The organism is Siccirubricoccus deserti (assembly GCF_014283215.1).
In the GTDB taxonomy this organism is placed as follows: Bacteria; Pseudomonadota; Alphaproteobacteria; order Acetobacterales; family Acetobacteraceae; genus Siccirubricoccus; species Siccirubricoccus deserti.
Window position 1 is genome coordinate 1 of the sequence record NZ_JACOMF010000057.1, and the last position, 18,507, is coordinate 18,507.

An 18,507-nucleotide genomic window follows, 5' to 3' on the forward strand; every position below is an offset into this window, starting at 1 on the left:
GACCGAGACACTGTCGCCCGTCCGTTCTGACCCCTTCGGCATTGCCGCCTCGTGTCACGCAACGCACGGCATCCAGTCCATCAATGCTACCCCGGTTCCGCCGCTCCCGTTCGAAAATGTGGGTAATAGGAAGGATTGGCTGACGCTTACTCCTCGACCAGCTCGGCCGGCTGATCGCCGAGCCGATGGCCGCCGGCTCGGCGAGCCCGTGGTGGTGGAGAACCGTGCCGGCGCTGGCGGCAATGTCGGCACCGCGCTGGTGGCGCGGGCGCGCGGCGATGCGCATACGCTGCTGGTCGGCAGCAGCGGGCCGCTCGCCATCTCGCCGATCACCGAGACGCAGCTTGGCTACGACCCGCTGGCCGACCTGACCCCGATCACCCTGCTGAACACGACGCCACTGGTGCTGGTGGTGCGCAGCGCCTCCCCCTTCCAGGACCTGTCGGGGCTGGTGGCGGAGCTCCGGGCGGATGGGCGGGAGGTGCTCTATCCGACCCCCGGCGTCGGCTCGCCGCAGCTGCTGGCGCAGGAGGCCTTCCGTCAGGCGGCCGGCTTTCCGGCGGCGCCGGTGCATTACCCCGGCAGCGCGCCGGCGATGCTGGCGGTGATCGCCGGGGAGTTTCCCTTCACCATCGAGAATCTAGTGCTGGTGGCGCCGCATCTGTCAGGCGGGGCCCTACGGGCGCTGGGGGTGACGAGCCTTGCGCGCGCGCCGCTGCTGCCGGCGGTGCCGACCATGGCGGAGCAGGGCTTTCCGGGATTCTCGGCCGGCGGCTGGTACGGGTTGCTGGCACCCGCCGGGGTGCCGGAGGAGGCGGTGCGGGCACTGCATGTGGCAGCCGTGGCGGCGCTGGCGGAACCCGAGGTGGCACGGCGCATCGGCGAGATGGGCGGCCCGCCGGTCGGCAATAGCCCGGCCGCATTCCGCGCCCATATCCTGGCGGAGATGACGCGGTGGCGGGAGGTGATGACGGTGGCGGCGCGGCCGCGGTAGAGCGCACGGCAGAGGGGCGGCATCGCCTTATTGACGGAAACGGCCCTCGGCCGCCGGGCGGATTGCGCCGCAACCTTGGCCACGCAGCACTCGGCGCGTCGCGCCTTCAGGTGCCCGGCATGAATGGAGGATTCATGCTGCTGGTATTGCCGCGGCGTCCGGTGCCGGCTCCTGTCTTCACCTTTAAGCCCCATAGTATCCGTCATGCCGGCGCCCGTGGGACAGCACCCCCAACACGCCACTTCGCAGCGCAACATATCCCGGCCTAAGCTGCCCGCATGACCGATCCCGCCGCACCGCCCGCCGCCGAGGCCGCCCGCCGCATCCGCGACGGCCGCCTTTCCGCCATCGCCCTCACCGAAGCCCTGCTCGCCCGCATCGCGGCGCGGGAGCCGGTGGTGCGCGCCTTCATCCACCTCGACCCGGCGCTGGCCCTGCGCCAGGCGGCGGCGGTGGATGCGGCGGTGAAGGCCGGGCGTCGCCTGCCGCTCGCCGGCCTCGGCTTCGGCGTGAAGGATGTGCTGGATACCGCCGACCAGCCCTCGCAGTACGGCTCGGCGATCTGGGCCGGGCATCGGCCGCGCAGCGACGCCGCCTGCGTTGCCCTGGCGCGGCGGGCGGGCGGCATCATCCTCGGCAAGACGGTGACGACCGAATTCGCCACCCGCCATCCCGGGGCGACGACCAATCCGCACAACCCGGCGCATACGCCGGGCGGCTCCTCCTCCGGCTCGGCGGCGGGGGCAGGGGCGGGGTTCTTCCATGCCGGCTTCGGCACCCAGACCGCCGGCAGCATCATTCGCCCCGCCGCCTTCTGCGGCGCGGTCGGCTTCAAACCGTCCTGGGGCACGCTGCACCGGGCCGGGATGAAGGTGATGAGCGAATCGCTCGACACCATCGGCGTCATCACCGGCAGCGTTGCCGATGCGGCATCGGTCATGACCGGGCTGACCGGCGGCGACTACGGCGACCCGGAGGCGAAGCCGGCGCGGGCGCCGAAGCTCGGCCTCTGCTGGGGCCCGACCGCCGACCGGGCGGCGCCCGAGACCCGCGCGCTGATCGAGCGCGTCGCCACCGCCGCGGCCAAGGCCGGCGCCACGGTCACCGCGCTGGAGATGCCGCCGGCCGTGGCCGCCGGGCTGGAGGCGCATCCGCTGGTGATGAACGGGGAATCCGCCGAGGCCCTGGCCTGGGAGCTGGACCACGCTGCGGCCCAGCTCTCACCCGGGCTGCGGGAGCGGATGGAATGGGGTCGCGACCAGCCGCGGGCCGTTCTGGAGGCCGCCCGCGCCGCCTTCGCCACCGCCCGCGCCGCCTTCGCCGAGGTGATCGCCCCCTTCGATGCCATCCTCACGCCAAGTGCCCCGGGCGAGGCGCCGGAAGGCATCGGCGCCACCGGCGAGCCGGCTTTCAACTCGCTGTGGACCCTGCTGCACGTGCCCTGCGTGACCGTACCGGTCGGCACCGGGCCGAAGGGCCTGCCGCTCGGCGCGCAGATCGTGACAGCTTTCAGGCGAGACCGGGAGGCGCTGGCGTGGGGCGAATGGGTGCGGCAGGCAGCGGGGTAGAGGGAACCGCCGAAGGCCTGAAGCACGCCGCCGGATGGCACGCCTCGTCCTTCCGCGGCCTTGCCGCGGAAGGCATGCCGAAGCACCGATCGGGACCGAAAATCCGCCCCCTGCAAAACCGCTTCGCGGAAAGGTCAGCGTACCCCCGCGAACCCCGGCGCCTTCTTCAGCGCATCCGTCGTATCGAAATCCCGCAGCACCGCGTCATCGGCCATCTCCACCTCGGCCACGCGGTCGGCATGCTTGCCCACCAGGTGCCGGGCGCCGACATCGCCGGTGATGGTCATCATCTCCGGCAGGAATTCCTTCGACCACAACATCGGGTTGCCCTGCTTGCCGCGGAAGGTCGGCATGACGATGGCGCGGCCCTCCTCCGGGTCGAAGGCGGCCAGCAGCCGGTCGATCATCGGCCCGGCCACCAGCGGCATGTCGCCGAGGCAGATCACCACCCCCTCAACGTCCGGCGGCAGCGCCGCCAGCCCGGCCCTGAGGCTGGCCGACAGCCCCTCGGCGTAGTCCTCGGCATGGGCGAAGATCACCGCGCGGCCGGTCAGCGCCTGCTCCACCCGCTCCCGCTCGTAGCCTGTCACCACCACCACCGGCCGGGCGCGGGAGGCGAGGGCGTTGTCCACCACCCGGGTCACCATCGGCACCCCGGCGTCATCGGGCACCAGCAGCTTGTTGAGCGGCGCCATGCGCCGGCTGCGCCCGGCCGCCATCACCAGCGCCGCCACCTTGCGGCCGCGCCGCGGCGCCTGGGCCGGGGGCGGGGTATTGGCCGCCTGCTCGCGCGGCAGCGGCCGGACATCGATCTCCTTCAGCAGCCCGCCGACGCCCATGCCCATCACGTCGCGCGCCGTAACCTTCAGCCCGGCGAAGAGCCGCTGCAGCACCCAGTCGATGCCGTTCAGCTTCGGCGATTTGGCGCAGCCCGGCAGCACCAGCGCCGGAATGCCGTCGATATGGCCGAGGCAGATCAGGTTGCCGGGGTCGACCGGCATGCCGAAGTGGTCGATGGCGCCGCCGGCGCGGACGATCGCCGCCGGCCCGACGTCGCGCCGGTCCACCACGGCCGAAGCCCCGGCGATCAGCAGCACCTGCGCGCCCTGGCGGCGCAGCCGGTTCAGCGCATCGGCGATCGCCGGTGTCTCGTGCCGCACCCGCTCATGCGGCAACAGCGTGCCGCACAGCGCCTCCACCCGGTCGCGCGTCACCTCGACCGCGCCTTCCATGACGCTTTCCTTGACCCCCGGCAGCTCGGTCAGCACCAGCCCGACCTTCAGCGGCCGGAAGGGATGCACCGCCAGCACCGGGCCGCCCGGCCGGCCCGGCCCGGTCTGCGCCGACTGCCGCGCCTGGGCCTCAGCCACCTGCAGCACCGGGCCGGGCACCGCGAAGGGGATGACCTTGATGGTTGCCACCATCTCCTTCGCCGCCACCGGCACGTAGCTGGGCAAGGTCGCCACGGTAAGGGATTCATCCAGCGCGTTCAGCCGGTCGACCGCCGAGGCATTCACCACCAGCAGCCCGGCGGCATCGGCGAAGAGGTTGACCCGCCCGGTGGACGCGCGGGACCGCGCCAGCAACGGGCCCATCAGCGCGTTGGCGAGACGGTCGGCCGCCTCGTTCTCCGGCACGTCGCCGGGCTCCAGCCGGGCGGCGATGACGCTGCCATGGCCGCCGGCCTGCAGCGCGGCGATCGCCGCCTGGTCCAGCACGGTGCCCTTCTTCAGCACCTTGCCGTTCAGCCGCACGGTATGCGCCAGCACGGCGCCGCGCGCCTCGTCGAGCGGGGTCGGGCCGAAGATCATGCCGCGGCCGCCGGGGCGGCACGCTGCGCCAGGGCGGCGCCGCGGCGGGCGGCGACGACCTCGGCCAGGATCGACAGCGCGATCTCCGGCGCCGTCACCGCCGCGATGTTCAGCCCCACCGGGGCGTGGATGCGGGCGAGGGCGGCCTCGCCGTGCCCGGCCTCGACCAGCCGCGCCACGCGCTTCGCATGGGTGCGGCGGCTGCCGAGGGCGCCGATGTAGAAGCAATCCGACTTCAGCGCGACGTCGAGGCCCGGATCGTCCAGCTTCGGGTCATGCGTCAGCGTCACCACAGCGGTGCGGCTGTCCGGCGCCAGGGCGGCGACGGCGTCATCCGTCCACTCATGGATCAGGGTGATGCCGGGGAAGCGCTCGGCGGTGGCCCAGGCGCGGCGCGGGTCCACTACCGTCACCGCGAAACCCACTGCCTGTGCCATCGGCACCAGCGCCTGGGCGATATGCACCGCGCCAACAACGATCAGCCGCAAGGGTGGGTTGTGCGGGTGGATGAACCAGGCTTCGCCATCCAGGGTGACGTTACCCGCGGCATCATCGCGCAGCGCCGCCGCGGCGGCCTCGGCCAGCGGTGCCGGCACCTCGGCATCGGGCCACAGGCGCTGCTGGCCATCCGAAAGCCGGGTCAGCAGGGCGACCGGGCGCTTGGCCTCCTTCGCCGCCTGCAACGCCGCCAGGATATCGGGCGTCACGCCAACTTCTCCACGAAGACCTTCAGCTTGCCGCCGCAGGCGAGCCCCACCTCCCAGGCGCGCTCGTCGGAGATGCCGAAATCCAGCAGCTGCGGCGTGCCGCTCGCCATGGTCTGCTTCGCCGCATCGGCCACCGCGCCCTCGATGCAGCCGCCGGAGACGCTGCCGGCCAGCTTGCCGGAAGCGCTGACCGCCAGCCGGGAGCCGGCCGGGCGCGGGCTGCTGCCCCAGGTCTCCACCACCGTCGCCAGTGCCACGGTCTCGCCGGCGGCGCGCCAGTTGGCGGCGGTCGCCAGCACATCCTCGGAATCGCTCATGCGGCCATTCTCCTGACCTGCTGCGGTCCGCTCAGCGTCGCCACCAACGCGCGCAGGCTTTCCAGATTATGCACCGGACGGAACTCGTCCACATGCGGCAACATCGCCCGGATGCCCTGGGATCTGGGCTGGAACCCGGCGTAGCGCAACAGGGGATTGAGCCACATCAGCCGGCGGCAGGACCGGCGCAGCCGGGCCGTCGCCTCGGCCAGCCCCTTGGCACCTTCGCGGTCGAGCCCGTCGGTGATCAGCAGCACCACCGCGCCCTGGCCGAGCACCCGGCGCGACCACTGCTTGTTGAAGAGTTCCAGGGATTCGCCGATCCGCGTGCCGCCCGACCAGTCCGGCACGATGTGCGAGACCAGTTCGAAGGCCACCTCGGCATCGCGGTGGCGCAACTGCCGCGTGACATTGGTCAGCCTGGTACCGAACAGGAAGCTGTGGACGCGGTCGCGGTCGTTGGTCACCGCATGCAGGAAGTGCAGCAGCACCTGGGCGTAGCGCGACATGCTGCCGGAGATGTCGCAGAGCGCCACCAGCGGCGGCGGCCGGGTGACGCGGCGGCGGCGCTCCAGGCTCAGGATCTCGCCGCCCTGGTGCAGGCTGGCGCGGATGGTGCCGCGCAAATCCACCGAGGGGCCCAGCGGATCCGGCCGGAAGCGGCGGGTCGGGCGGGCGTCCAGCGACAGCACCAGCTTGCGGATCTCGGATTTGGCGGCGGCGATCTCGGCCGCCGACATCGCTTCGAAATCCATGGTCTGCAGCCGCTCGCGCTCGCTGACGGTCATCGCCACATCGACCGGCGGGCGTTCCTCGGGCGGCTGCGGCGGCGGGCGCGGCGGCCGCTGCGGCGCCATGGCCTCGGCCAGCCGGCGGCTGCCCGGTGGCGGCTTGGCCTGCTCCTTCATTCCGTCCATCAGCGCCATGGCGGCGGCATTCCGCCCGGCCTCCGGATCGCGCCAGAACAGCAGGAAAGCCTGGTCGAACACCGGGAAATGCTCGCGCCGGCGCACCATCACCGCCCGCAAGGCGGCATGCACCTGGCGTCGGTCGCCGATATCCACCAGTGACAAGGCCTCCATCGCCGCCAACCCCTCGGTCGACCCCACCGGCACCCCGGCCCGCCGCAACAACCGCCCAAAGGCCAGGATATTCGCCGCCAAAGCGGCCCCTGGCGCGGAGACGAGCCCGGCCATGGCGGTGAACTCGCTCATGCGGGGGTGGTGCCGCAGGGGCTCTGCCCCTGCGCCCCGCCGGGGACCGGACCTCTATGTGGGTTTGATCGTCGTCCCGAGGCACCCTCCAGGGAGGCCTCGGGACGGCAATGACCCAGGCCGGTCCAGGGGCCGCCTGGCCCCCGGCGGGGGTGCAGGGGACAGCGCCCCCTGCGAAACACCCCGCACGCCGACATCACGCCGCGGCCTGCTTGGCCTCGGCGACGAGCTTGGCCGCTTCGGCGCCGCGCAGCTTGGCGATGTCGTCCTGGTACTTCAGGAGTACGCCCAGGGTTTCGTCGACCGCGGCGGGTTCCAGTTCGCGGGCGTCGAGGGCCGAGAGGGCGGCGGCCCAGTCGATGGTTTCGGCGACACCGGGCAGCTTGAAGTAGTCGCCGCCGCGCAGCTTCTGGACGAAGGCGACGACCTCGGCGGAGAGCCGTTCCGGCATGCCCGGGGCGCGGATCCTCAGGATGGCGCGCTCGCGCGCGGCGTCGGGGTAGTCCACCCAGTGGTAGAGGCAGCGCCGGCGGATCGCGTCATGCACCTCGCGCGTGCGGTTGGAGGTGATGATGACGACCGGCGGCGTCGCCGCCCGGATGGTGCCGAGCTCCGGCACCGTCACCTGGAAATCCGCCAGCACCTCCAGCAGGAAGGCCTCGAAGGGTTCGTCGGCGCGGTCCAGCTCGTCGATCAGCAGCACCGCGGGCTCGCCGGTCAGCGCCTGCAGCAGCGGGCGTTCCTGCAGGAAGGCGCGGTCGTAGATGCCGCGTTCCAGCGCCGCGCGGTCGCTGGCCGAGCCGCTCGCCTCGGCCAGGCGGATCGCCATGAGCTGCTTCGCGTGGTTCCACTCATAGGCCGCGGCCGAGAGGTCGAGCCCGTCGTAGCATTGCAGCCGGACCAGCTTGCGCGGCAGCCCGGCGGCCAGGACCTTGGCGATCTCGGTCTTGCCGGTGCCGGGCTCGCCTTCGAGGAACAGCGGCCGTCCCATGCGCAGCGCCAGGTGCACCGTGGTCGCCAGCGCCCGGTCGGCGACATAGCCGCCGGCGGCGAGCAGTTGCTGCGTCGCCTCGACCGTCGCGGGAAGCTGCGCTCGATCCAGCGTCGCGCTGGGGCCCGGCCGGTCGGACGCGCTCACAGGAACATCAACGCCAGGATGATCAGCATGATGACGCTGCCGCCCCAGAATTGCAGGGGCAGGCCGAAGGGCTCGATCTGCAGCAGCAGCCGCAGTGGGCGGATCGCCTCGGCATCCACCGCGCGCGGGTTGGGGCGGTGGACCGGCTTGCCGCCGCCGGCGCTCGGCCCCTCGGCGCCATGCTGGGTCAGCGGCCCGGGCGCGGCGAGGTCGCCGAGGTATTCGGTATCGGTGCCGGTGGCCGTGCCGCCCGCCGCAGCCGTCGCCACTCTTACGTCGGTGGCGGCGCGATTGGCCGGGCTGCGGGTCGCCGCCATGGCGGCGGCATTGGCGGCATCCTCCGGCGCGCTGCGTGGCGTCTCGGTGATCCCGACATCGCCCGAACCGGGCGAAGCGGTGGTGGCGACCAGCTCGGGCGCCGGGCTGAGATTGGCAGCGAAGCGGTCGAAGAACTGGTCGGCCATCTGCTTCGCCGTGCTGTCGATCAGCCGGGCGCCGAGCTGCGCCATCTTGCCGCCGACCTGCGCCTTGACGTTGTACTTCAGCAGGGTCTCAGCGGCCGAGACCTCCTCCAGCGCCACATCGGCGCCGCCCTTGGCGAAGCCCATGGCGCCGCCGTTGCCCTCGCCGGAGATGGTGTAGCTGGCCGGCGGGTTTAGGTTCTCAAGCTTCACCTTGCCGCCGAATTTCGCCGCCATCGGACCCAGCTTCACCGCGACCCGGGCCTGGAATTGGTCCTCGGCGACACGCTCGACGGATTCGCAGCCGGGGATGGCGGCGCGCAGCGCCTCCGGGTCGTTCAGGGCTTCCCAGACTTGCTGGCGCGGCGCGGGGATGCGCCGCTCGCCGGTCATTTCCATGCTCTGCTCCCGAGTTTGGCCCGGACCTTAGTGGCCGGGCCCGATGAGGGAAACCCCCGCTGGCCGCGGGCGGTTCTGGCGGATCGGCCGGGCATTCCGGCCGCCACGGATGTGGATTTCGCCAATCGAACGCCCGGCGAACCGGTCCGTTCTCGCACCCCGGCCGGCCTCGTGACCTCGGCCGGCTTGTTGTAGCATCGCCGAAATGTCCGAGGGGGTGAGCGGGTGGCGAGGGGTGGTTGGGCGGCGGTGCCGCCGGCGGCATTGATGCTTGTCTGGGCGGGACCGGCGGGGGCGGCGGAGGCGGTGGATCCGGCCTCGCTTGGCCTGCTCTGGGGGCTGCCCTTCGCCGGGCTGCTGCTGTCGATCGCGCTGATGCCGCTGCTGGCGGGGCACATCTGGCACCATCACTACGGCAAGATCGCCGCCGGCTGGGCGCTGCTGCTGATGCTGCCCTTCGCCGCCGCCTTCGGCCTGGCGCCGATGGCGGCCGAGATCTGGCATGTGCTGCTGCAGGAATACATCCCCTTCATCGCCCTGCTGCTGGCGCTCTACACCACCGGTGGCGGGGTGCTGCTGAAGGGCACGCTGGTCGGCACGCCGGCGACCAATACTGCGCTGCTGGCGGTGGGCACGCTGGCCGCCTCGGTGATGGGCACCACCGGCGCCTCCATGGTGCTGATCCGGCCGCTGATCCGGGCCAATGCCTTCCGCCGGCGCAAGACTCACAGCTTCGTCTTCTTCATCTTCCTGGTGAGCAACATCGGCGGGTCGCTGACCCCGCTCGGCGACCCGCCGCTCTACCTCGGCTTCCTGAAGGGGGTGAGCTTCTTCTGGACCACCACGCATATGTTCAGCGAGTTCCTGTTCTGCGCGGTGCTGCTGCTCGGCCTCTACTGGCTGCTCGACAGCTGGCTCTGGGCGCGGGAGCAGCCGCGGGCGCCGGTGGTCGCGGCACGCCAGCCGCTGGCGATCGAGGGCTGGCCGAACCTCGCGCTGATCGCCTGCATCGTCGCGGTGGTACTGGCGCAGGGCTTCTGGCAGCCGGGCGAGGTTGCGGTGTTCGGCGACCGGATCGGGGCGGAGCGGCTGCTGGCGATCCTCGCCTTCCTCGGCATCACGGTGGTCTCGATGCGGGTGACGCCCCCCAGGTTGCGGGAGGCGAATGGATTCGCCTGGGGCGCGATGGCGGAGGTGGCGAAGCTGTTCGCCGCCATCTTCATCTGCATGGCGCCGGTGCTGGCGATCCTGAAGGCCGGGCCGGCCGGGGCGGCGGCCGGGCTGGTCGGGCTGACCTCGACCGCTGCCGGCGAGCCCATCCCCTGGGTCTATTTCTGGCTGACCGGCGGGCTCTCCTCCTTCCTCGACAATGCGCCGACCTATCTGGTGTTCTTCAACCTGGCGAGCGGCGATGCCGTGGCGCTGATGGGGCAGGGGGCGCTGACCCTGGCGGCGGTCTCCTGCGGCGCGGTGTTCATGGGGGCCAACAGCTACATCGGCAATGCGCCGAATTTCATGGTCAAGGCGATCGTCGAGGAGCAGGGCGTGCGGATGCCGAGCTTCTTCGGCTACTGCGTCTGGGCGCTGGCGATCCTGGTGCCGCTGTTCGTGCTGGTGACCCTGGTGTTCTTCCGCTGAGGCGGGCGATGCGCCGCGGCTACCGCGGCTACCGCGGTTGGCGCCCATGCCCGGGCGCCAAGCCGCGGCATCTCGTCGTTTGCACGGCGGATGCCTGCTCCGGCACGGTGTTCCGCCTCAGGGAATTGACAGGTGCGGCGCCCGGCGGCCATCTGCCGGGCGAGAATAAGGAGAGACCGCAATGCCCTACGTCATCGGCGCCGACGTCCCGGACGAGCCCGCCGGCCTCCGCTTCCGCCGCCTGCTGGAGCGGCCGGGCATCCTGCAGATGCCGGGCGCGCACATGGGCATCGCCGCGCTGCTGGCGAAGCGGCAGGGGTTCGAGGCGCTCTACCTCTCCGGCGCGGCGATGACGGCGACGATGGGGCTGCCCGACCTCGGCATGATCACCGTGGACGAGGTCTGCTTCTGGATCCGCCAGGTCAGCCGCGCCGCCGGCCTGCCGATGCTGGTCGATGGCGACACCGGCTATGGCGAGGCGCTGAACGTCATGCACATGGTGCGCAGCTTCGAGGAAGCCGGCGCCGGCGCGGTGCATCTGGAAGACCAGCTGCTGCCGAAGAAATGCGGCCACCTGAACGACAAGAAGCTGGCCGATGCGCATGACATGGCGGCCAAGGTCGCCGCCGCCCGCAAGGCCCGCAAGCACCTCTACATCATCGCCCGCACCGATGCCGCGGCCAGCGAGGGCATGGATGGCGCGGTGGCGCGCGCCAAGCTCTACCTGGACGCCGGGGCCGATGCGATTTTCCCCGAGGCGCTGGTCACCGCGGAGATGTTCAAGGAATTCGCCGCCCGCATGCCGGGGGTGAAGCTGCTGGCCAACATGACCGAGTTCGGCCGCACGCCCTTCTTCACCGCCGCTGAGTTCGAGGCGATGGGCTATGGCATGGTGATCTGGCCGGTCTCCCACCTGCGGGTCGCCGCCAAGGCGATGGAGGAGCTCTACACCTCTATCCGCAAGGAGGGCGGGACGCACAAGATGGTCGACCGCATGCAGACCCGCGCCGAGCTCTACGCCACCATCGGCTACCATGACTACGAGGCGCTGGACGCCACGCTGGTGACGACGGTGATCCCGCAGGCGATGCCGCAGCGGAGCTGACCCCAAGGGCAACGCTCCTTCCCTGGACAGAGGCGGTGCGGCGGGCGGATGCTGGCGCCGCATCCCTGGGAGGAAGAACAATGTCCGACACGACGCCGCAGCCCGCCACCCCGCAGAAGGCGCCCTATCCGGTCGAAGTCGAGGCCGGCAAGACCTACTACTGGTGCGTCTGCGGGCTCTCGGCGAAGCAGCCCTTCTGCGACGGCAAGCACAAGGGCGGGGCCTTCGCGCCGCTGAAATACACCGCGGAGAAGGACGGTCGCGCCTGGTTCTGCGGCTGCAAGCGCACCGGCAAGGCGCCGCTCTGTGATGGCCGGCACAAGGCGCTGTAGCCTCAGGCCTCGAAATCATCCGACCAGAGGTTGAGCAGCCCACCCTCCGGCATGCTACGGGTGGTAAGCTTGTGGCGTGCCGCCGCCTCGATGCGCAGCTGCGCCGCCGCGAAGCATTGCAGCACTTCGGCCGGCTTCACGTAGCGCCGCTCGCTGATGTCCTGCAGCGCGTTCAGGGAAATGGCGCAACGCACATCGACGCCATCCTGCTGCACGGCGAACAGCACGCGACGACCATCGAGGCGGGCGGCAGTGGGAGCGCGGGCAGCACGCGGCATGCAGGGAATCCTTTCCGCCGCGGCGCCGCGCGGGCTGGTTGGGGTGGCACCCCGGCGCGGACCCTGGCGCAGTGTCCCGTCGGCTGGATATGGTGATCCGGCAATGCTGTTTCAATATGTGACAAGCGGCACGGGGCTGCCCTCCGCCGCAGCCGGCGTCACCGCCGCCGCAAGGTCACCGCGCCACCGACGACCAGCAGCGCCAGCCCCGCCGCCGCTATGATCGGGATGGCGCTGCGTGGCCCCAGCGCATCCGCCAGCGCCCCCATCAGCAGCACGCCGAACGGCCCGGTGCCGATGCAGGTGGTCACCAGCCCCAGCACCCGGGACCGCGCCTCGGGCGGCGCCGCGGTCACCGCCAGCGCGGTCTGCAACGCGGCGAACAGGGAACTGCCGCAGCCGCCCAGCAGCAGCAGCCCGACCGCCAGCCAGAGCAGCGGCATCAGCGGCAGCAGCAGCAGCGCCAGCATGAAGCCGCCGCAGCCCGCCAGCATCGCCAGCGCTGACAGCGGCGCGGCCCGCCGCGTCGCCAGCACCAACCCGGCCAACAGCGCCCCGGCCGGCTCGGCCGCGGTCAGCAGGCCGATCTGCAGCGGCGTCGCGCCATAGGCCAGGGTGCCGAGTGCCGGCAGCACGGTGGTGAAGCTGAAGGCGAAGACGTTCATCGCGACGGTCGCCAGCACCACCGCTTGCAGCACCGGCAGCCGCCGCACCGTGGCAATGCCCTCCGCCACGTCAAGCAGCACCTGGCGCGGCCTCAGCGCCCGCCGCGCCTGCGGCAGCCGTACGCCGGAAAGCAGGACGAAGGTCGTCAGGTAGCAGCAGCCGGCCAGCGCATAGGCGGCGCCGATGCCGACCGACTCATAGAGCAGCCCGCCGAGCAGCGGTCCGGCCATGCGCGTGGTGTTGCTGGTCAGCGTGTCCAGCGCCATGGCCTGCACCATGTCGCGCTCGCCGGCCGCTTCGGTCAGCATGCGGCGGCGCGAGGCCATCTCGCCGGTCCAGACCAGCCCGGCCAGCAGCCCGGCGGCGCCCAGGTGCCAGACCTGCAGCGCTCCGGCGAAGGAGAGGCCGGCGATGGTGAAGCCGCTGGCGGCCACCGCCGCCTGGCCGGCCATCAGCAGGCGGCGGCGGTCCAGCACCTCGGCGATGGCGCCGGCCACCGCGCCGGCCAGCAGCATCGGCAGCGCCCGCAGCATGGCGACGACGGAGACGGCGAAGGCCGAGCCGGTGACCTCGAAGGTGAAGACGGCGGCGACCAGGATCTCCACCCAGCGCATGGCATTGGCGATCGCCCCCACCGCCCAGAGGCGGCGGAAGGCGGGGCTGGCGAAGACCCGGCGCAGGGGGTGTCGGGACGTCTCGTCCGCATCGCGTGGCATGGCTGGCGCTGCCGCCACCCTGGCCTGCCGCGCTGCCGCTGTCGAGGGGATGCCATATCGGGCGATCGGGTGCAGGATCGGCGCAACCGAGACGAAGGAGACCGCCCATGCCTTACGCCCCCGCCGAAGGCGCGCGCCTGTGGTACGAGGAGGCCGGTACCGGCCACCCCATCCTGTTCATTCATGAATTCGGCGCCGACCACCGCGAGTGGGAAGACCAGATGCGGTTCTTCTCCCGCGAATACCGCTGCATCGCCTATTCGGCGCGCGGCTACCCGCCCTCCGACGTGCCCACCGACCCGAAACTCTACGGCCAGGACTACGCGGTGGCGGATGCGGTGGCGGTGCTGCGCCATCTCGGCATCCCAAAGGCGCATATCGTCGGCCTGTCGATGGGCGGCTTCGCCACCCTGCTGTTCGGCATCCGTCATCCGGAGATGGCGACGGCGCTGGTCCCGGCCGGCGCCGGCTCCGGCTCGCCGCGGCAGGAGCAGGCTGGCTTCCGCGCCAATTGCACCACCCTCGGCAACCGGCTGATCGCCCAGGGCTGGGCGGGCGAACTGGCCGAGGAGACCGGGAATTCACCGACCCGCATCCAACTGAAGAAGAAGGACCCGCGCGGCTGGACGGCCTATATGGCGCGGCTCTCGGAGCACTCCGGGCTCGGCACCGGGCTGACGATGAAGCATTTCCAGGGCGAGCGGCAGTCGATCTTCGACTGGGAAGCCGATCTGCGGCGGATGCAGGTGCCGACCCTGCTGGCGGTGGGCGACGAGGACTGGCCCTGCATCGAGACCAACATCTGGCTGAAGACCGTGCTGCCGAACTGCGGCCTCTGGATGCAGCCGCGCACCGGCCACGCGATCAACCTGGAGGAGCCGGCCGCCTTCAATCGCGCCGTGGCGGAGTTCTTCTCGACCGTCGAGCGGGGGCGCTGGAGCCTCGACGCGCAGGGCTGATCAGCGTCCCGCCCAGCCCTTCGGGTACATCCGCTCCATCTGCCGCGACGCCGCCTCGGACTGCCGCCCCCACTGGTTGCAGGCCGCGGTGTCGCCGTGGAGGCAGCGGTCGCGCAGGCTGCCGACGGTGCCCGAGGGATTGACCGCCGTGCCGACGAAACGGCCATCGAGGTAGACGCCGCCACGGCCATCGGTCTGCACCCGCCTGCCGCCCCAGCTGCCGATGCCTTGCGCCGCCTGGATGGTGCGGGCGCAGGCGTCGAGCGCCATGGCCCCGACATTCAGACTCATGCCGCCATGCTGGACGGCGCAGGGCGCCATCTGCGCCAGGCCCGGCGTCGGCAGCAGCGCCAGGACGAAAAGACCCGCGCCGAGGAATCCTCGCATCGCCGCTCCCCGTGTTCCGTACTTTAAGCCTCGCATGTGTTGGAATGGTCGCGGTTTCACCACTCCGTCAGCTTCCCATCCCGGCACTGCTGTGGTGTGCTGCCCGTGAGGCGTCGGCACAGGCGCCATCGGGAGGAACCGAGCCATGGCGATCCCACGCCGGACCATGCTGCTTGCCGCCGGGATGGCGGCAGCCAATGCCCCGTCCGCCCGGACGCAGCCGGCCGCATGGCCAACCCGCCCGCTCAGCCTGATCATCCCCTGGGCGCCGGGCGGCGGCACCGATCTGGTGTTCCGCGCCATGGCGCCGCTGCTCTCGGAGCGGCTCGGCCAGCCGGTCGCGGTGCTCAACCGGCCGGGCGGCAATGGCACGGTCGGGCATATGGCGATTCGCACCGCGGTGCCGGACGGCACCAGTTTTGGCGCCATCTCCGCTCAGCTGCTGACCTCGCCGCTGCTCGGGCCGAGCCCGATCACCTGGCGTGACCTGCAGCCGCTGGCGCTGGTCAACGTCGATGCCGCCGCCATCACCGTCCGGGCCGATGCGCCCTGGCGCAGCCTTGGCGAGTTCATCCACTACGCAAGGCGCAACCCGGAGGCGGTGCGGGTCGGCAACAGCGGCCCCGGCGGCACCTGGCACATCGCGGCGCTGGAGCTGGAACGCCACTTCCGCATCCGGCTGACCCACAGCCCCTACGCCGGCGCCGCGCCCGGCCTCCGCGACCTGCTGGGCGGGCATATCGAGGCGGTCGCCTTCAGCGCGGTGGAGGCCAAGGCGCAGGTCGAAAGCGGCCAGGCGCGCATCCTGGCGGTGACCGCGCCTGAGCGCCTGCCCGGCTTCCCGCAGGCCCCGACGGCCATCGAGCAGGGCTGGCCGATCGACCTCGGCGCCTGGCGCGGGCTGGCGCTGCCGCCCGGCGTGCCGGCCCCGGTGCTGGCGCGGCTGCAGGCGGTGGTGGCGGAGACGGTGGCGGATGCCCGCTTTACCGGCTTCATGGCGGGGCAGGGCTTCGGTCTCCGCTACCTCGATGCCGCCGGGCTCACCAACTTCCTGGCGGAGCAGGAGACGGTGTACCGGCAGTTCTTCAGCGGGTAGCGACGCCGTCTGCGGCCTCAGCTATCGGCGAAGCTCACCTCGTCCCAGGCCTGCACCGTCAGGTGCTTCACGATGCGCCCGGCCTGCAGGTCGAGTGTCATGGCGGACATCACGGCGCAGCCGTCGGGATAGCCGCACTCCTCGACGAAGGCGGCGCGGTCCGGACCGATGACCTCATGCCCGACCCGGTGGGTCATCTCCCGGGCGCAGACGTCTCGCCAGAACGCCTCTATGGCGGTCCGGCCGGTCAGGCGCAGGGGGGCGCTCGGCGGCCGGTTGCGGTCGACGATCGTCATCTCGGCGTCCTCGGCGTAGAGGCCCGTCAGGGCGTCTGCGTCGCTGGATTCCAGCGCCCGCTTCAGGCCCGCGAAGTCGAAGGCCGTGGCGGGTCTCGTGCCTCCCATCATGTCCCACTTCCCTGAGAGAGCAGGTAGAGCCGGCGCTGCCGCCGGGGGGCGACTATAGTCCCGCCCTGCGACCGGCGGGCCAGGAAATGCAGCGCCTGACCGCGCCAGCACGCCAAACCCACGCCAGGGGTCCGGGAGATGCGCATCTCCCCGGCAGGGGCTTGGGGGCAGCGCCCCCGATACCGCTCCAGAACCTTGCATTCTTTTGCCGCACCTGACCTGCCGCGGGTGCGGTTCATGCCTGAACACAATCCGCCGATCCCGGTTCTGTCCTCCGCCCTATTCGACGGTGATGTTGGCGGCGCGGACCAGCCGGCCCATCGCCTCCCGCAACCCGGCAACGTAACGCGCCGCCTCCTCCGGTGGGCTGCCGACCAGGATGGCGCCGATGCCGGCGAAGCGGTCGCGCACCATCTGTTGCGCCATCGCGTGGCGGACCGCGGCATGGATGCGGGCCAGCACCGCGGGCGGCGTGCCGGCCGGGGCATAGAGCCCGTTCCACTCATCGAGCGCCACCTTGGGATAGCCGGCCTCCGCCATGGTCGGCACCGCGGGCAAGGCCGGCACCCGCTGCGCCGAGGCGATGGCCAGCGCCCTCAGCCGTCCTTCCTGCACCAGCCCGGTCACCGAGTTCACCGTGGCGAAGGCGAAGACCACAGTGCCGGCGATGAGGTCCGGCAGTACCGCCGAGCCGCCGCGATAGGGCACGTGCTGCAGGTCGAGCCCGGTTTCCTGCAGGAACACCGTGCTGACGAGATGCGAGCCCGAGGCATTGCCCGAGGAACCGAAGGCCAGCCGCCCCGGCCGCGCCCGCGCCCAGGCAACGAACTCCGCCACAGTCGTCACCGGCAGCGAGGTTGGCACCACCAGCAGCTGCGGCAGGATCGTCAGCACCGAAATCGGGGTGAAGGCTGTGGCGTAGTCGAAGCGCAGCCCGCGCAGCAGATGTGGATTGACCACATGGTTCAGCGAATCGATGAGCAGCGTGTGACCATCCGCCGGGCTCTCGGCAACCGCCGCGGCGCCGAGCGAGGCGGCGGCGCCGGGCCGGTTCTCGACGATGACCGGCTGGCCGAGGAACTCGCCCATCCCCGGCGCCAGCACCCGCGCCGTGGTGTCCGTGCCGCCGCCCGGGGTGAAGGGCGAGATGATCCGGACGGGGCGCTGCGGAAAACCCTGCGCACGGGCGCCGGTGGCGGCCAGCAGCGCTGGCGCCGTGAGCAGCGCGCGGCGGTGGATCCGATGCATCGACGTCTCCCTGTTTCGCGGGAGGCTGGCGGTGGGGCCCGGATCGGTCAAGTTGCGTCGCAGGTGACGGCCCAGCATCATCGCCGCAACACGAAAGGGGAGGCAGCGATGCTGGCGGGCGAGGCGGTGGTGGCGATCTGGAACGGCGTCGCCGAGGAAGGCTGGGCGATGAACTACGCCTGGCATATCCAGGAGCACATGTCGGAACGCGTCGGCATCCTCGGCTTCAATCGCGGCCGGCGCTTCCGCGGCATCGACGCGACGACGCATCCGGCGCTGTTCACCCTCTACGAGGTGGACACGATGCAGGTGCTGCAGGGGCAGGACTACACCAACCGGCTGAACGCGCCGACACCCTGGACCCGCGCCGCCGGCAAGCACTCGCGCGACACCTCGCGCGGCCTGGCGCGGGTCGTCGCCAGCCATGGGCCCGGCGTCGGCGGGGTGATGGCGACCATCCGCTTCGACGCCGACGCTTCCGCCGAGACCGCGCTGGCGGCGCTGGTGCGGGAGGCGGCGGGCGCGCCGCGGGTGACCGGGTCGCATCTCGGCGTGGCCGACGCGGCGGCGAGCGGGGTGGTGACGGAGGAGAAGCGCAATCGCCCCGATATCGGCGCGCCGCCCGGCTGGTTCATCCTGCTGGAAGCGACCGACGCCGAGGCGCTGGCGCCGCTGCTGCCGGACGCGGCCCTGTTGGCGGCCGGCGCCCGAGGGCCGGTGCGGCGCGGGGTGTACCGGCTGGAGTATCTGCGGACTAAGACGGCCTGGGCGCCTTGAACGCCTCACCAAGCCGCTGCGCGGTTCCGGGGGGCGACGGCTTCTCCCGGTCGACGCTTCGGCACGCCTTCCGCGGCAAGACCGTGGAAGGACACCAGGATGCGCCCGGTTCTGATGGGCGCTTGCTCTGTTGAAACCCTGGCTTGGCTGGGTACTTTGGGCGGCTATCTTGGGATGAGCGGTCCGGAGGTGGTCGATGCGGACGCTTTCGAAGTCGGCGCTGCGGGTGGCCGGTGAGGCGCTTGCGGTGGGGCGGACGGCACTGCCTGCCTATGGCAGCCACTACTCG

The 18,507-nt window shown here is 71.7% G+C and carries 19 protein-coding genes; 8 read left to right on the forward strand and 11 right to left on the reverse strand.

Going from position 1 to position 18,507, the window contains the following annotated elements; translation table 11 throughout:
* The first annotated feature begins 118 nt into the window (after positions 1-118).
* Positions 119-994, forward strand: a complete 876-nt coding sequence (locus H7965_RS24640; RefSeq protein ID WP_268239775.1) for a Bug family tripartite tricarboxylate transporter substrate binding protein — start codon at positions 119-121, stop codon at positions 992-994.
* A gap of 278 nt (positions 995-1,272) precedes the next feature.
* Positions 1,273-2,562 (forward strand): amidase, encoded by a 1,290-nt coding sequence (locus tag H7965_RS24645; protein WP_186773222.1) that lies wholly within the window; start codon positions 1,273-1,275, stop codon positions 2,560-2,562.
* Positions 2,563-2,696: 134 nt separating this feature from the next.
* Here the strand turns inward: H7965_RS24645 and H7965_RS24650 are convergent, their stop codons facing one another.
* The 6 genes from H7965_RS24650 to H7965_RS24675 form a co-directional block, all read right to left on the reverse strand.
* On the reverse strand, positions 2,697-4,373 hold the full coding sequence (locus H7965_RS24650) for an NTP transferase domain-containing protein (RefSeq protein ID WP_186773223.1): 1,677 nt from the start codon (positions 4,371-4,373) through the stop codon (positions 2,697-2,699).
* Positions 4,370-5,080 carry an XdhC family protein gene (locus tag H7965_RS24655; protein WP_186773224.1) on the reverse strand — a complete coding sequence of 237 codons (711 nt, stop codon included), beginning with the start codon at positions 5,078-5,080 and terminating at the stop codon, positions 4,370-4,372. The genes H7965_RS24650 and H7965_RS24655 overlap by 4 nt, the downstream gene beginning before the upstream one ends.
* Entirely contained in the window at positions 5,077-5,397 is a 321-nt protein-coding gene (locus tag H7965_RS24660; RefSeq protein ID WP_186773225.1) for an XdhC family protein, read from the reverse strand. Before H7965_RS24660 ends, H7965_RS24655 begins: the two co-directional genes overlap by 4 nt.
* Entirely contained in the window at positions 5,394-6,611 is a 1,218-nt protein-coding gene (locus H7965_RS24665; RefSeq protein WP_229682771.1) for a vWA domain-containing protein, read from the reverse strand. Before H7965_RS24665 ends, H7965_RS24660 begins: the two co-directional genes overlap by 4 nt.
* Before the next feature lie 196 nt (positions 6,612-6,807).
* The gene (locus H7965_RS24670) at positions 6,808-7,713 is read right to left on the reverse strand and encodes an AAA family ATPase (RefSeq protein ID WP_186773239.1); all 906 of its coding nucleotides are present in this window, start codon (positions 7,711-7,713) and stop codon (positions 6,808-6,810) included.
* 32 nt (positions 7,714-7,745) lie between these two features.
* Positions 7,746-8,609 (reverse strand): CoxG family protein, encoded by an 864-nt coding sequence (locus H7965_RS24675; RefSeq protein ID WP_186773226.1) that lies wholly within the window; start codon positions 8,607-8,609, stop codon positions 7,746-7,748.
* Positions 8,610-8,876: 267 nt separating this feature from the next.
* Between H7965_RS24675 and H7965_RS24680 the strand changes: the two genes are divergently transcribed.
* From H7965_RS24680 to H7965_RS24690, 3 genes are all read left to right on the forward strand, one after another.
* Positions 8,877-10,247, forward strand: coding sequence for a sodium:proton antiporter (locus H7965_RS24680; RefSeq protein ID WP_186773227.1), 1,371 nt, complete (start codon positions 8,877-8,879; stop codon positions 10,245-10,247).
* Between the two features lie 181 nt (positions 10,248-10,428).
* Positions 10,429-11,352, forward strand: coding sequence for a methylisocitrate lyase (gene prpB, locus H7965_RS24685; protein WP_186773228.1), 924 nt, complete (start codon positions 10,429-10,431; stop codon positions 11,350-11,352).
* An 80-nt stretch (positions 11,353-11,432) separates the two neighbouring features.
* Positions 11,433-11,684, forward strand: a complete 252-nt coding sequence (locus H7965_RS24690; RefSeq protein WP_186773229.1) for a CDGSH iron-sulfur domain-containing protein — start codon at positions 11,433-11,435, stop codon at positions 11,682-11,684.
* 2 nt (positions 11,685-11,686) lie between these two features.
* Here the strand turns inward: H7965_RS24690 and H7965_RS24695 are convergent, their stop codons facing one another.
* Positions 11,687-11,962 (reverse strand): DUF1488 family protein, encoded by a 276-nt coding sequence (locus H7965_RS24695; RefSeq protein WP_186773230.1) that lies wholly within the window; start codon positions 11,960-11,962, stop codon positions 11,687-11,689.
* Positions 11,963-12,120: 158 nt separating this feature from the next.
* Positions 12,121-13,344, reverse strand: a complete 1,224-nt coding sequence (locus tag H7965_RS24700) for an MFS transporter (RefSeq protein WP_186773231.1) — start codon at positions 13,342-13,344, stop codon at positions 12,121-12,123.
* Between the two features lie 107 nt (positions 13,345-13,451).
* Here H7965_RS24700 and H7965_RS24705 point away from each other — a divergent pair, with 107 nt between their 5' ends.
* Positions 13,452-14,303 carry an alpha/beta fold hydrolase gene (locus H7965_RS24705; RefSeq protein ID WP_186773232.1) on the forward strand — a complete coding sequence of 284 codons (852 nt, stop codon included), beginning with the start codon at positions 13,452-13,454 and terminating at the stop codon, positions 14,301-14,303.
* Here the strand turns inward: H7965_RS24705 and H7965_RS24710 are convergent, their stop codons facing one another.
* Positions 14,304-14,690: a hypothetical protein gene (locus H7965_RS24710; protein ID WP_186773233.1), complete on the reverse strand. Its 387-nt coding sequence runs from the start codon at positions 14,688-14,690 to the stop codon at positions 14,304-14,306.
* A 145-nt stretch (positions 14,691-14,835) separates the two neighbouring features.
* Between H7965_RS24710 and H7965_RS24715 the strand changes: the two genes are divergently transcribed.
* The gene (locus H7965_RS24715) at positions 14,836-15,786 is read left to right on the forward strand and encodes a tripartite tricarboxylate transporter substrate binding protein (RefSeq protein ID WP_186773234.1); all 951 of its coding nucleotides are present in this window, start codon (positions 14,836-14,838) and stop codon (positions 15,784-15,786) included.
* A 17-nt stretch (positions 15,787-15,803) separates the two neighbouring features.
* Here H7965_RS24715 and H7965_RS24720 read toward each other — a convergent pair whose 3' ends face one another.
* Both H7965_RS24720 and H7965_RS24725 read right to left on the reverse strand, forming a co-directional pair.
* Positions 15,804-16,190 (reverse strand): nuclear transport factor 2 family protein, encoded by a 387-nt coding sequence (locus H7965_RS24720; RefSeq protein WP_186773235.1) that lies wholly within the window; start codon positions 16,188-16,190, stop codon positions 15,804-15,806.
* A gap of 282 nt (positions 16,191-16,472) precedes the next feature.
* Positions 16,473-17,441 (reverse strand): Bug family tripartite tricarboxylate transporter substrate binding protein, encoded by a 969-nt coding sequence (locus H7965_RS24725; protein WP_186773236.1) that lies wholly within the window; start codon positions 17,439-17,441, stop codon positions 16,473-16,475.
* Positions 17,442-17,549: 108 nt separating this feature from the next.
* Here H7965_RS24725 and H7965_RS24730 point away from each other — a divergent pair, with 108 nt between their 5' ends.
* Entirely contained in the window at positions 17,550-18,218 is a 669-nt protein-coding gene (locus H7965_RS24730; protein WP_186773237.1) for a hypothetical protein, read from the forward strand.
* The last annotated feature ends 289 nt before the right edge of the window (positions 18,219-18,507 follow it).